A 14,731-nucleotide genomic window follows, 5' to 3' on the forward strand; every position below is an offset into this window, starting at 1 on the left:
TCACAGGTGGGCTATTGGAAGGCTCCTTCCCGATGCATCGTCATGGTGCAGCGAATGTCCCACCTCGCAGTTGTCTCAAGTACCCCTGCTCTCGATGCGTGGTTGGTCTGTCTGCCGCTCCTCCCACTCGCCAAGAGAGACGTATCCACTGAATCGCCACCGAAAGCTCCCAGCGTGATGAGGAGATCCATTGATCACGTCGCCAACACATGTGGCTTTTGGGACGAACCTCCACCCATCGGACAACAGTATCTATACCAGAGGGCCACCAACTGGCGGGGTAAACCTCCAGCCATTATCCACGTCGGCCATAACCGAACTCAGGCGCCCAACCGCGACGACAAGTTCTTGAGCGGGGAGCGTGAAGGGTATCCGAAGACAGTTCTCAAATGTCCCTGAGAGTCCAAACCGGGATCCAGCTGCTAGTCGGATCTGATAACTCTCTGCCCTTGCCACAACGAGCGTGCTGACGGGTTTGCCTAAATCGATCCAGAGCGAGACGCCACCGGGTGGTACCTGGAACTGCCACTGTGGAAGGTGGGTGTGGAGGGCATCGACCAAAGTATCGCGCTGCATGCGAAGCGCCTCTCGCCTCGCATGCAGCAGATCCCGCCCTGCTCGGAGAAGCTCCACAGCGAGCAGTTGATCAACGACCGGACTCGACATGTCAACACTGGCCCGAGTCTCAATCAGCTGCGCAATCACCGCACGATCTGCTCGCACCCACCCCACCCGTAGGCCAGCCCAATAGGACTTACTCATGGATCCAACGGAGATCACATGTCGATCGCCTCCAAAGCTTGCCAACGGAGCAACGGCCGGAGCATCCTCTAAACCCAGCTCTACAAAGCTCTCATCCACAAGCAGATAGGAACCACTCTCGCCAGTCATCCGCACCAGCTCTTCACGTTCGACCGCTCCGAGAAGTCTCCCCGTTGGGTTGTGGAAGTCAGCAATCAGATATATAAGCTTTGGCAGGACCTGGCGTATCACATGAGACAGAACCATCTGGTCGTGGTCCAATCCAACGTCGATCACCCGCGATCGGCACCGACGCAGAACGTCCAGCACCCCGGGGTACGTAGGCGTCTCGATCACGATTGGGTCGAGAGGGCCACTGAGGGTCTCGACAACCAGTGAGATGGCTTGCTGAGCACCGCTCACAATGGCAATCTGTTCCACGGAGGTCGCAAGGCCACGACGACAGTAGTGATCAGCAACAGCCTCACGTAGCGGCAACAACCCCTGAGGGACATAGCCATGGTCAGTGAGATGGTGCGGCAGAGTCTCAAGCACACCCACCACTGCAGATGCGATGCGTGGATCACCAGGCATGGCCGCGACAGCAAGATCGAGCCAGCTGGAGTCCTGCAAAACCGCAGGTCCCCACGCCGCACCCTGTCGGCTTCTCCCTGCCGGTAGTTGAGTCACGCTACCTCCGCCATGATGGCTCACGAGGAATCCCTCATCTCTTAGCATTGCATACGCAGAGGAGACGGTTCGTCGGCTCACGTGTAACTCCACGGCTAGTGAACGTTCGCCGGGCAGACGAACGCTATTGGGAATACGGCCATCAAGAATGAGCGAGCGAATGCCCAATGCTAGACGGGCATAGAGTGGACCCTTGTGACCTATCAATGGCCAATCGCCGAGGCTCTTCGCGAGCTGGTAACTCGCCATTGCCCTCGTTTTAGATGCCACATGATCCAAAGTGGATCCTAATTGAGTATCCATGCCAATCTACAGTAGTCTTGTGAGTTTCGAACATGCTGAGGTTCCACGGTTCAAGTGGTGGAGACACGTGCTTTCGGGCATGATTGCACCCGTCCCTCAAGACCGTCGCACCCGAAGAGCGATCCAACTCCTCACTGGACTCGTCCTCTATGGGGTGAGTGATTCGATGCTTGTAATCGCAAGGCTTGGTCTCGATCCCTGGGATGTCCTCAATCAAGGACTCTCCCGACAAACAGGTATCCCCATTGGCACTTGGGCGATCCTCCTTGGGTTGGTAGTGCTGACACTCTGGATTCCACTCCGTCAACGACCAGGTCTCGGTACTCTAGCGAACGTGGCTCTCATCGGTTCAACGATGGATTTGGTGCTTTGGCTGGTCCCTCATGCTCATGGCGATAGTCGATGGATTGTCATGCCCCTCGCGGTAGCCCTGAATGGTCTTGCGACCGGTCTCTACATCGGTGCCACACTCGGTCCGGGCCCCCGCGATGGACTCATGCTCGGAATTGCAGCTCGAGGACACAGTATCCGAGTGACCCGAACCTCGATCGAGGCAGTAGTACTCATCGTGGGATGGCTCTTAGGGGGCCAAGTTGGTTTTGGCACCCTCACCTACGCAATCGCCATTGGGCCACTCGTGCACTTGCTCATCCCACTTCTGCGAATCAAACCGCCTCCTTCCGCTCCACAACAGACAACGACGGACTGATCCACTCACCCTACTGTGCGGCGGACGGGTCAACGATGCACACCTCCCTTAACGTTCTGGTGCTGATCGGATCATCTGATGGCTCTCCCGCATCACCTCCACCGAAGGCAACTAGGCACAATGGGCGATTACCCTCTCTCACATCCACTTCGCATGCATCACCGATCGAAACACCTCGGTACGTAGCAATTCAACTATGACCTCCCCGTCCATCGAGAACGCAAGATCCAATAACACCAACACGCTGGTTCTGACATCTTCGAGTGCAACAACCGTACGGACTCCTTGAGTTGGCCAGGGTTGGCCCACGACATCTGGTGCAATCTAGACTTATTGACATGGCACGGTTCTCGACCGTTAGCCTCTTAGAGGATGTATCGCTGTGGGGCAGTGTTGTACGGTCATGTCGCGCTTGGTGGAGACGCCTTGAGTTCCGCTCCTGGATGGGTTATGCTCCATTAGCGAAGGCATAGCCAGACAGGGGTCTACCGGCCGGCCTTTTGGAAAGGAGTCGCTATGTGCGACGACACCATCGAACATCATCATTCCTCGTCCCAGGAATCCACCTATCAAAGACCGCTCGACAAGGGTATTGCTCTCCGGGGTGTTGACGGCGTTCGTGTATTCACGCTGGTCGACAACTATGGCGATATGTTCGCCCCCTCCGAAGACGTCATCAAAAGGCACCATATCATTCATCCCGTTCCTGCCGAGTCAACGCTTGAGGGCTATACCCACATTCCGCTCAGAGCAGAGCATGGCTACTCCGCTCTGGTCACCATCGACGATGGGCCCCACACCTACCGCATACTTTTCGATACCGGGATCTCGCCAGATGGATTGGTCCACAACATGTCTCTGCTCGATCTTGATCCTCGAGACATCGACATCATCGTGTTGAGTCACGGTCACTTCGACCATACCGGCGGACTCGTCGGTCTCGTTGAGCAACTCAAAGGCAAGAACTTGCCCCTCGTCCTTCATCCAGACTCCTTCAATGTCCGACGCCTCAATACGAAGGAGGGAATGATACCGATACCAACTCCATCACGTAGCTATCTCGCGGCTTCCATGATTGACGTGATCGAAGAGCCTCAGCCGAGCTACCTCTTCAACGGGGCGCTCCTTGTCACTGGGGAGATACAACGAACAACCTCGTTTGAACACGGGTTTCCAGTACAAGAGCGCTTTGACGGGGAGGATTGGATTCGTGATGCTCTCGTACTCGACGATCAAGCAATCGTCATCAATGTCAAAAACCAGGGTCTCGTTGTGATCACCGGCTGCGGTCATGCGGGTGTGATCAACACCCTCAACTACGCGACCTATCTCACCGGAGAATCGGCTATCGCGGCGGTCGTGGGCGGGTTCCATCTCTCAGGGGCTGATTTTGCACCCAGCATCCCTAAGGTCATCGAGGCCTTCGACGTTCTAAAGCCCAAGCGAATTCTGCCGGCGCATTGCACTGGTATGGCGGCAACCATTGCGATTGCAAAGGCTTTTCCGGAGCGTTTCTTCGCTAACACCGTCGGAAGCGAAATGATCATCGCTGCCAGTTCGTAGCGACACACACCTCATCACGCCCACCAGCAAACGATCCTTGGATTCCACTTCCTCTGCTAGGCGATGCTGGATCGACTGTGCTAACTACCCGTTGGCCTAGCCTTTGATCATCGAGAGCGTGGGCGGACGCGCTCTGGCCCTCGCGCCAGCGATGTTACATGAGACTCACGCCAAGGGCAGTCCTGACCTGTTGCCACCTACGTTTGGGCTCTGGTTTGTTTGAACAGCGACCGGGAGGTGATCGAGTTGCGTGCTCGTGCGTATGACCCATCACGCGAAGCCCAATAGGACCGTTGACAAGGACCTTTTCGTGCAAGCGCATTCCAATGACTACAACCTACTCTGCTGTCGGGTATCTACACGGAGCGCGAATCACCAGGAACGAAGCCGAGGAAGACACCACGACGCCAGAAGGCGTTCTTCACTATTCTGTTGTATCGATTCGCTACTATTCTGTTGTATCGATTCGCTCACATTCCCTCTGGCCGAGCGATCGACCACCAGCGGGTCGATGCGTGTCTCGCTGGACTTCACTCCACGCACTTGTGGTGAGCCTGGAATCGCATCTTCTCCCACTCCCATGACCGCTCAAACCGGAATACTCCCTAACCCACTCCTGGGACGGCCGCGCTTATCATCAGATCACTTCCCCACCAGACTTCCGAGGCCCAGTGGACCCATAAATATGCTATGTTCGCTCGGTAGAGCTCTCTATTGCGTGGTTCGGATGGCGTGATCCAGATGGCGTGATCCAGATGGCGTGATTCGAGCAGTGACTGAGCACACAGGAGGCGCGATGAAGTCATTGAAGGCCAGCCTGGAACGTGGCACCAGACAAGAAGCAGATTGGTTCAGCTTGGCAACCCGTTACTGCAGGTACGCCTCGGTAGGCATCAGACGATGAAGGCGCCAGAGATTGCTCTTCGCTTGGAGACCTACAAGTCTTTGCGAGCCCTCGTCGGTGGGGTTCTGTTGTGTGCAACGGCCTCGGGATTGGCCGCATGCGGATCATCATCAACATCCGCGCATGACCCGCCTCCAGCATTCCCGGCCTCCCCATCTGCGAGCACCATCGCCGGTGGCCGCTATAACAGGGTCGTGACCGTGGGTGGGTTACAGATCTCACCACCGCGAGCTGCGATCACAGCGAAGCATCTTGGACTGAGCTGGTCTCAAGCCGCAAAGTTGTTCGCAGCTACTTCTGCTGTCCAAGGATCCTACGCCCATGCGATCGTGGGCTACGGACGCGTGACGCTAGGGGATACAAAGGTGCCTTCAGGTACCCCACCCCTTGATCACCGTGGCGCATGGGTAGGAATCGCATGGGGTGGGACCACCTCTTGCCCCGCGATGACTTCATCAAAAGATGGCCCGTCAACCAAGACCTCCTATCACCCGATCTACACCGCAGTCGTAATCTATGGGCAAGATGGGAACGGAGCAGTTGTCTATACCAGTCGGGGTACTCCGTCGTGTGGCGGCCCGCTGACCGGACCGAAGATCGCCATCGCTCGCGAGGTGCTTTCGGTGCCCTGGCAACAAGCATCAGCGCTCCATAACGGGTCTTTACGCGTTGCTTACCAGGCCCCCAGCTGTGCTCAGTGGTTCTCAACCTTCGCTGATGGCAATCTCAAAACCGACAACTTCAAGGTTGGCACAGAAGTCACCGTCCCCTTTGACTACGCCAAGTGCACAACTGTGGCCAACACGACCAACGTCGTTCTCGCCCCATCATCGATTACACCTGACAGATCCACCGTTCCTCTTGATGCAATCCTTGCCCACGCTCCGACCGGTTTGGTCAAGGTCCTCGAGACCGGAGGTCCCTCGGATTCGGGTGCACTTGCCTCGTCGACCTCATCGTCTTGACTGTCGATCGGTTGAACCTGCATGTGATCGGGCAGCTTCCTCAAAACCCGAGGGACAGCGACAGCTCTACCGGTGAATTCGCCGACTCCAGCCCGATCACAACACAACTGGGTAGAGTCGCTAGCTGAGGGCGGTCGAGGGGAGCCGATAAGGTGGACGGGGAGCGATGCCAACCTGTGGTATGCCCCTGACCACCGATGCCACCTCTCGTTTTCCAAGATCACCACTGCGCTGGAGCACGAGAGACGCCCATCGGCGAGTAGACCCGCGCCTACAGAGAGCCGCTGATCCACTCCGAGAGTCAGCACATGGCGACAGGGGCCACTACCCTCTGAACTGATGGGAAACGACGTCGTCACGATCCTAGAGTGCTTCACTCGAGTGGAGCGCTCGGCGGGCACGAGCCCCTTGATGCCTCCTCCGGCCGTTTTCGTTCCGTAACACCTTGGGAGCCCTGCTCATGGTGTTCGACTCAACGGGACTGCCCTCGCCGGCTGGAGGAGGTTGTGGATACTGACCGGCCCCTCTGCTGGCAGGACAGCAATCCTATGAGTTGGGACCGGCCGGTGGAGGCCCCCGTGTTGCACTGGCCGTAGTGTGCTACATCACTCAGGGAATTCGTACGGACCCGCCAGAACCCGAAGTCCGCAGATCTGCCTCCTTCACAACGGAATCACCCGAGATTCGCCAGAGGGGCCAGTGGGATCGTTACCGCCCCTGGAGGAGTTCTCGTTGGATCTTGCCCATTCGATTCCGGGGGAGCTCCTCAACGTAACGGACCTCATCCGGCACCTTGACACGGCTTAGGCGGTTGGCAACGAACTGGCGTACGACCTCCTGATCGGGCGGGGCACTCGCCGCGACAAGGACAGCCACGATCCTCTCCCCCCAATATTCATCTGGCTCACCGATCACCGCCACCTCAACAATACCCTCCATCTCCTCAAGGCAGGCTTCGATCTCCCGAGGAAAAACATTCTGGCCCCCTTTGATGATCAGTTCCTTGGCACGACCGCTGATGATCAAGTATCCATCCTTATCAAGAGTGCCAAGATCCCCGGTTCGGAACCACTGGTCACTGGTAAAGGCCTGTAGAGTTGCCTCCTCCCGTTGCCAGTACCCGCCGAAGACGGCTTCGCCACGGACAAGAATCTCTCCTTCGTCACCGCCCGAGAGTCGTATCGTTACCCCGGGGAGTGCTTTGCCAACGCTACCGGCGCTGCGGCGTCCACGATACGGATTCGAGGTGATCATCCCCGTCTCGCTCATCCCGTAGCGCTCAAGCGGTTCTTGTCCCGTCACCTCGGTGATTCGGCGGAAGGTCTCCCTCGAGAGGGGGGCCGAACCCGAAACCATCAATCGTAAATTTGTAAACGCCTCGAAACCCTCCCGGTCCAATAACTTGGCATACATGGTCGGGACCCCGAAGAACATCGTCACCCGTTGGTTGCGCACCTGTTCGATCACGGCATCTACGTCAAATCGCTCAAAGGCCACGGCCGTCGCTCCGGCACACAGTGTGCCGTGGAGACCGACACCGAGCCCATGCATGTGATGTAGCGGAAGCGTGAGCAGCAGGGAATCCTCCCTACTCCACTCCCAGGCGGTGATCACCGATCGAGCGGTGGCCAGCAGGTTCCGATGAGAGAGCGGGACTCCTTTCGGCTTTCCGGTTGTACCGGAGGTGTAGAGCATGAGCGCGATACTGCTAGCGTCCGCACCATCGATGGGTACCTCATGATCTGGACTCACGTTGACACCGGGGTGCACAACCATGACGCCGTTTTCATCCCATGCAGCGCTCCGAGAATGATCAGTCAACACAGCTCTGGGCGAGCAGTTCTGCGCGAGATCACGCACCTCGCTGTCGCTTGCGCCTTTGGGAACAGGTACGCTAATGGCACCAAGACGTAGGATGCCCAGATGAGCGATGAGAAAGTCGATCGGCTCCGCGACATCAAGGGCCACGCGATCCCCAGCACCACATCCGAGCGCTGCCAACTGCCTAGCGCTGAGCTCCGATCTCGTGAAGAGATCTTCCGCGGTAAGTTGGCGCGAATGCTGCGGTTCGTCAATCACGACCTTGGAGGGTGATTCCCGATACATCGCTTGCCACACCGACATCAGTGTCTCGACCACGAGCTCTCCTCCCATCCAAGCATCTCAAACTGAGCCCCCGTCGCCCGTAGGGATCCCCAGTCCCGGTGAGGACACCTGCGGTGGTGACACATCAGAGAGATCGCTGCAAAGAATCTAATCCATATGGTGTATCGCGTGCATCCTAGCGCCGACACCGTGGTCCGGGGTGTTTGTATCCACCCCAGTGTTGGTCATCATCAACCAAACTCATTCTCCAAGGGAGTACACGCGAACGGGCGGCCGATGAACGCGTTCCCTCACAACACCATCACCTCCGTCTGTACCCACTGGTGCAGTTCTTGCGCAGATTCTTGGGCGTGTTAGACTCTGGTGGAGTAGTTAGGCGCCATGGCGTCGATGCTCAAGGAGTTCATAGTTGCCGAGCGAAGGTACAGGAACGACTTCCAGCGTTCGCAAGATTATTCACGTGGACATGGATGCCTTTTTCGCAGCCGTCGAGCAGAGAGACCACCCTGAACTACGAGGGAAACCCGTCATCGTCGGTGGAGATCCTGCAGGTCGCGGAGTCGTAGCGACCTGCAGTTATGAGGCTCGCCGTTTCGGCGTTCACTCCGCCATGACTGCTTCTCGAGCCAAGTCACTCTGTCCTCAGGGGATATTTCTCCGTCCCCGAATGGACGCTTACCGACACGCATCCCAGCAGGTCATGGAGATTCTGCACAGCTACACCTCCCTTGTGGAACCCCTCTCCCTCGATGAAGCATTCCTTGACGTGACGGAGGCCACCTCGGATGGGCTCCTAGCAATCGAGATCGCCAAAGAGATCCGTGGGCGTATCGAGAGTGAGACTGGGCTCACTGCCTCGGCTGGGGTGTCCTATAACAAATTGCTCGCCAAACTCGCCTCCGACTGGCGTAAACCAAATGGCCTCATGGTGATTCCGCCAGAGCGTGGATTAGCATTCCTGGCCCCCCTCCACGTGAGCAAGCTCCATGGTATCGGGCCAGCCACCGTGGACAAGTTGGCCAAATTGGAGATCCACACGGTTCTTGAACTCCGCCATACATCGCAGCAGACACTGGTGAGCAACTTCGGCAAGATCGGACTCTGGTTTCACGAAGTAGCCAATGGGATCGATCTGCGTCCCGTCCAACCCAACCGTGTACGCAAATCCGTCGGCAGTGAGCGGACCTTCCCAACCAACCTCAACGACAGGCAGGAGATGATGACGGTTCTCACGGAGATGGTAGAACGGGTCTCGTCTCATCTCTCTGCGTTGGACCTTGCCGGTCGCACCGTGAGTATCAAAGCACGCTTCCCAGACTTTCAGACAGTGACCAGGGCGCTCACCGTCCCGGAGCCAATCTGGCGCCCAGAGGCGATCTCAGCTATCTTGCCGACACTCCTGGCAAGAGCCGTCCCCACCGATCGAGGTGCCCATGCATCGGTTCGATTGTTGGGCGTGGCGATCAGCGGTCTGGTAAACACTCAGACGGATGTGGTCATCGTTGATCAGCTCAGCTTATTGGATGAAACCGTTCTCAATGGGTAACCGCCATCATGAGAGCCACGATCCACACCCAGGCACAGCGCCATGGAGGAATGGTGAAGAGATTCGAATTGCACCCTTCACCCAATCCCGATTACGACATGAGAGCCTCAAGACAAGGAGGCGCCTCCCCCACCTACTCCCTCGCTGATGCCGGTATTGTACCAGGCGGTGGAAGAGACGGTTCCGCCTGATTAGGCATGGGGCCACATGAGTGCAGAGACCCATTTGGCTCCGGATCTCTAGTCATGCCACACCAGCACCATAGGAGGACTGGCGGTTAGAAGGTAAGAACGTTCCAGTCCTCCGCCAGTTTCGTGGCCACTTCCACGCCGCCCTTCACCGTCTCACACTCGAACATCTGGTCCTTGGTCAGCCCAAGACTCTCCAAGGAGACCTCACAGACGGCAATCCTTACCCCAGCCTCTCGCAATCCAATTAGCTGCTGTTCGAACTGTGGTGAGTTTTTCTGATTGGAGCGCAACACCTCAACACCGGGACCGAGCAGTAATAGTTCAACGGGCATCTCCTGCTTTGTCTTGCGGATCATGAGCGTCATCTGTAGCACGGCATTTGCCCTGACGAAGGCTTCCTTCCCTGTTGTCAATACAACAAGTGTTGATCGGTCAGTCGACTCCACATCTCCTCCTCATCACTGAGTACTTTCATATTCACCCAGCAGATAGCCCAATGGGTCTCATCATCATGGTAGCCATATCCACCAACACTGGAACCTTCACTGACTGCTTCCTTGCCTCTTGGTGACGCGCCTACGCGATAACACCTGGCCATCGGCTCAACGGATCCGTACCACGTAGAGCCCTGCATCATACCAACAGTCATGTGAAGGAGCGACATTCCTGCTCACAATCGTTCGTGCGATCGTCAATGCTTGTTTGGATCAACACGCACAATCCAGCAACAGCAGCGACCGTTCCGTCGAAAACCTTCGGTCGGTGTCGCCTCGGGCTTTATCGCCTGCAGAGTGTTCCCTTTGGTTAGCGTTCTAGCGGTCGTGCAAGTCGGCACGGCCTAGTTCTGTGTGGCTAGCACGATCGACCCTCGCACTTGATCCACTCGCCCTAGCAGGACAAACGACATCACTTATCCATCGCTAGCAGCAATCCCTGGTGGATAAAGTCGGAAGCCCGACTCCTCCTTGTGATACAGGGAGCGATAGAACTCTTCGGCGGTATCAGTGATGAGGTCGACCCTTGCCACGCCGAGTAGCGGGAACGCGTGGGATATGATTCTCCTGGCAATACCGGCTCTTCGAACACTCAGCTCAACAACGAGAAGGGACAGGTGGGCTTGTATTGCTCTATCGGTTTGGAAGTAAGCGAATCCGACAACTCGACCGGCATCGGTGGCAACAACGGACACGACCCCTGGCGCCGTGAAGACTGCGTGCGCCCGATCCCTGTCGTCAACATAGGAACTCCAGGCCTCTTGGCGGCACAAGGCAAGCACACCATCAAGATCGCCTTCTTGGTATTCTCTGAAATCGACTGCATCCCGCACGCACTCAATCTAACCGCGTCTCAGCGCCAAGAGCTTCCGCCACGAATACAATCGACCTGGAGTCGACACGTCGGAGATCATGATTCGAGCACGATCCCCGGGAATCTGTCAGACCAACTTCCATCTCTGTTCCCGCAGCCCGACGCGATCACAGACTGTTGCCGAAGGGTGCTACTTGTCTGATTGCTTTGACTGAACTCTGTGAGAGTTACTACGTAAGAGCTACGCCGGGCGGGTAGGCTACGGTCCAAATACCGTCAGCTGACCCTGTGCGGTCGAGCTAACCCCCCCACACTAAGGTCGGGGGAAGTCAAAGGTAAGTAAAATTTAGAACGCTAAGCCACTGGAGCACCTGGGTCGGTTTCGCCACACCAGTGCAATGGGAATTCACAGTTTCTCTACCAAAATAGTTTACCAGTTGTTGGATTGACCCCTCGCCAACGGGCAAACTGAGATTGCCGATCCACTAAGGTTGGGAGCAGTGAAGAACTTTCAAACAGACGACGGTGATTTGCAGCTCCGTCAGGCCATGTTTGATCATCTGGACCGTTGCCTTGCAGGAGCGAAAGCAGAGTTTCTCCCCTCTCGCATGATCAATACCTTTGAGTTCCAGGGTCAACCTATCCGACTCATTGTACAAAATGGAATCCGAAAGGTACGGGACCTCCCTGGCGCGTTGACCATTCGAACCACCTACACACCTCCATCAATGGTTCCACCGTATATCGATGATGTTGGATCGCATGGCCTAGTTCGCTATAAGTACCGAGGCGAAGATGGACAGCAATCGGACAATAGGGCGTTACGTCATGCCATGAAAATGGGGTTGCCCCTGGCTTACTTCGTTGGCATTGCACGCAGTATTTACCTGCCCATCTATCCCGTCTATGTCGAAGCGGAGGACCAATCACACCACGAGTTCGCGATAGCGGTGGACCAATATCTTCATGGACTCGACCTTGATTCGATCGATATCTTTCAACGTGAGTACCGCGCTAAGATGACCAAGGCTAGATTGCACCAACCATCGTTTCGAGCACGAGTTCTCTATGCCTATAATTCGACCTGCGCGATTTGTCGCCTCCATCACGCCGAACTACTAGATGCTGCCCACATTCTTCCCGATGGCCATCCGCGAGGGATACTGATTGTGCCCAATGCATTGACCCTGTGCAAGCTCCATCATGCCGCCTTTGACCGCAATCTCTTGGGTATTCGCCCCGACTTCGTCGTGGAGGTGAAACCCGAACTTCTACGCGAGATCGATGGCCCGATGCTCCAACATGGCCTCAAGGAAATGAATGGAACTCAGCTCGTACTTCCAAGAGAGCGGGCGTCGCATCCGGACAGAGCCCGCCTCTCGGAGCGATATGAGGAGTTTCGCAACACGAGGTGACCTTTCCAATCGCGCTAAACGGCGGAGTTTTTATGAACCAGCTTGCGCTAAAGATCCTCAACCTGACTGGCTGTGGGCAACCCCCAAGAGACCGCCCAATCTGGGATCGAGCACCACAATATGTCCAGTCATATCCGTAACCATCTCCCTCAACTACTGATCTGCTCGTAAACTACTGTCCGTATAACTCCTTAAGATCTCAGCATCAAACTCAGTGGCCCAAGATGGATGATGAGACCAACTACCACGAGTATGTCGCCTGGACACATCGATGTACGGATTACAAAGCAACATGAGACCAATGGATTACAGATAGTGGACTTGCTCAGCAAATGGGACACCGGACTCCCCTTACCTATGTAGCCTGCAACATAGCGGCTTGTTCGAACTGAATCGGCGATAAATAGTCGATTCCCAATTGACGATGTCTCCCATTACACCACTGGATCCAATCAGGGATTGCAGTTTTGACCCGTTGACGAAGGAGTGGCTCGGTTGCAATCTCATTGATGGCTGTTTATGGATAGCTCCGATTGCAGTCCGTCCAGTCCCAAATATAACCCAGCCACCATGCGAGGACTAGACCCGCACGAAGGCATCAGCTGGAGTCATTGGTGCACGGTCGTTGCATAGGTCACGACGGCACAATCCCTGTCACATTTCGTGTCACGGAATCGTGACTAAGCATGCCTATTGATGACACACAGTGAAGAACACGCCCTTGCTGACCTGCATTGATGTTAACGCCTGGGTAGGCATGAAGGGCTAGGATTTGAACTTCGGATCCAGAGTTCAACGGGCACCTGCTCCCGTGTACCACAAATCCTTGGTCTGGCCCGTTTACTTAAAGGATGCGATACCATCCGATCAGGATCGGTATGCACCCATCCTGTGTATCTCTCGGTTCCGGATGCGGTCCTCAGCGGTGGACCCCATCCAGCGGAGACCCCGCAAGTGGCCCGGTGATCTTGGCCCAATGAATAATGGGTAAGGGACTCCAGTCAAGGTGAGTCCGACGAGAAGCTGGCCTATGGGAAGGCTCGGTCATGAGGTGAAAGGGGACGCTGTTCAGGGAGCGAGGCAAAATGGGCCTTTCCGTTAGCATTTGGGTTTTGACCACACCAGGTTGGTTCACCAGTACGCAAGCAACACTTACGCTAGCTCCAATGATGGTTCGAGGAGGACGCCCCAATTGACTTCCAATATTTGTGCCTCCTCCTGTGAGACCTTCTATTATGATCGAAGCAGCTCACTGAATCGATCGGTTCTCGAGATTTTGAACTTCCAATATTGTGGGAATGAGTTCCTTATGAAGGTTTCTGGCCGTGATCCAGCGAACGTGGTAGTCAGCGCCTATATGGGTCGTACTTTGACATGACCAGCGCAGGCTCGCGGCGAAGTAACTCTCACTGGTTTCGAATCCTTCGTTCCGTAGTCGAAGTCGCTCTTGCAGTTGTCGCAGGATATGCGATTTTCGCTCAACGACGTAATTTCGCACTTGCGATTGGCTTGTTTGCACATCTGCGATGGGGTTGGGTTGGCATCGCCATTCTCGCCGAGATGGCGTCAATGGGCGCTTTCGCTCGGATGCAGCGCTGGCTTCTACGCATAGGAGGTACAACACTGCATCTTTGGGCAATGATTGAGATAACTCTTGCAGGCAATGCGCTTTCCGTGAGTCTTCCAGGCGGTGCTGCGTGGTCGACGGTATGGGCGTTAGACCAACTTCGGCGACGCGAAGCGCCCCGTCATCTTGTCGTTTGGGTACTTGTCGTTTCAGGTGTACTATCGAGCGTCACGATAAGTGGCATTTTGATCGCTGGAGTTTGGATCGCTGGTGATAAAGGACCCAGCAGTGACCTACGGTGGCCCTTGCTCGCAGTTGCAATCACCTTAATCGGGGGATCTGCGATATTGGTGTTTCACCAACGGAGCCGTACTGCACGCGGCGCAACTTCAAAACACCTAGCTCGATTCTCCTCTGAGAGTCGCGTGCGCAAAGCTATCGAAGAGATCGGCCGGTATGCTCGCACGGTTGATCCGCGATGGCAGGACTGGATAGCGTCCCTATTCTTTGCTCTGATGAATTGGCTTACCGATATCGGCTGTCTTGTTGCATCAATTGTCGCCTTACATATCACTGTCCCCTGCCCTAGCCATCAGAGCCCTTGAAGGGAGATCCACTACAGTCATATCAAGGGCGGGGAACGAGGAGTCAGATGAAGGTATACCCGAGAGAACAGAAGGAACGAGTACTGAGAAGGCTCCTGGAACTAGGGGGTGGTGGGGA

General features: G+C 55.9%; 10 protein-coding genes. 6 read left to right on the forward strand and 4 right to left on the reverse strand.

The genetic code is table 11. From position 1 onward, the window contains the following. Positions 1-252: 252 nt before the first annotated feature. Complete coding sequence (locus M7439_RS02780; protein ID WP_298345428.1) at positions 253-1,680, reverse strand: PLP-dependent aminotransferase family protein; 1,428 nt, start codon at positions 1,678-1,680, stop codon at positions 253-255. A gap of 52 nt (positions 1,681-1,732) precedes the next feature. Between M7439_RS02780 and M7439_RS02785 the strand changes: the two genes are divergently transcribed. The 3 genes from M7439_RS02785 to M7439_RS02795 all read left to right on the forward strand — a co-directional run bounded on the left by M7439_RS02785 (position 1,733) and on the right by M7439_RS02795 (position 5,875). Further along, complete coding sequence (locus M7439_RS02785) at positions 1,733-2,443, forward strand: YitT family protein (RefSeq protein WP_298345431.1); 711 nt, start codon at positions 1,733-1,735, stop codon at positions 2,441-2,443. 516 nt (positions 2,444-2,959) lie between these two features. Then, positions 2,960-4,006, forward strand: a complete 1,047-nt coding sequence (locus M7439_RS02790) for an MBL fold metallo-hydrolase (RefSeq protein WP_298345434.1) — start codon at positions 2,960-2,962, stop codon at positions 4,004-4,006. Between the two features lie 900 nt (positions 4,007-4,906). After that, on the forward strand, positions 4,907-5,875 hold the full coding sequence (locus M7439_RS02795) for a hypothetical protein (RefSeq protein ID WP_298345437.1): 969 nt from the start codon (positions 4,907-4,909) through the stop codon (positions 5,873-5,875). Between the two features lie 708 nt (positions 5,876-6,583). Here M7439_RS02795 and M7439_RS02800 read toward each other — a convergent pair. After that, positions 6,584-8,029, reverse strand: coding sequence for an AMP-binding protein (locus tag M7439_RS02800; RefSeq protein WP_298345440.1), 1,446 nt, complete (start codon positions 8,027-8,029; stop codon positions 6,584-6,586). Between the two features lie 418 nt (positions 8,030-8,447). Between M7439_RS02800 and dinB the strand changes: the two genes are divergently transcribed. Beyond that, positions 8,448-9,527, forward strand: coding sequence for a DNA polymerase IV (gene dinB, locus M7439_RS02805; protein WP_374045741.1), 1,080 nt, complete (start codon positions 8,448-8,450; stop codon positions 9,525-9,527). A gap of 277 nt (positions 9,528-9,804) precedes the next feature. Here the strand turns inward: dinB and M7439_RS02810 are convergent, their stop codons facing one another. Together M7439_RS02810 and M7439_RS02815 are read right to left on the reverse strand one after the other, a co-directional pair. Further along, positions 9,805-10,164: a DsrE family protein gene (locus M7439_RS02810; protein ID WP_298345445.1), complete on the reverse strand. Its 360-nt coding sequence runs from the start codon at positions 10,162-10,164 to the stop codon at positions 9,805-9,807. 464 nt (positions 10,165-10,628) lie between these two features. Beyond that, complete coding sequence (locus M7439_RS02815; RefSeq protein ID WP_298345448.1) at positions 10,629-11,045, reverse strand: GNAT family N-acetyltransferase; 417 nt, start codon at positions 11,043-11,045, stop codon at positions 10,629-10,631. Between the two features lie 481 nt (positions 11,046-11,526). Between M7439_RS02815 and M7439_RS02820 the strand changes: the two genes are divergently transcribed. Together M7439_RS02820 and M7439_RS02825 are read left to right on the forward strand one after the other, a co-directional pair. After that, a complete protein-coding gene (locus tag M7439_RS02820; protein ID WP_298345451.1) occupies positions 11,527-12,441 on the forward strand; it encodes an HNH endonuclease in 915 nt (304 codons plus the stop codon). 1,374 nt (positions 12,442-13,815) lie between these two features. Beyond that, the gene (locus M7439_RS02825; protein WP_298345454.1) at positions 13,816-14,613 is read left to right on the forward strand and encodes a lysylphosphatidylglycerol synthase domain-containing protein; all 798 of its coding nucleotides are present in this window, start codon (positions 13,816-13,818) and stop codon (positions 14,611-14,613) included. Positions 14,614-14,731 lie beyond the last annotated feature (118 nt).

The sequence above is a fragment of the Ferrimicrobium sp. genome, from assembly GCF_027319265.1.
Classification (GTDB): Bacteria; Actinomycetota; Acidimicrobiia; order Acidimicrobiales; family Acidimicrobiaceae; genus Ferrimicrobium.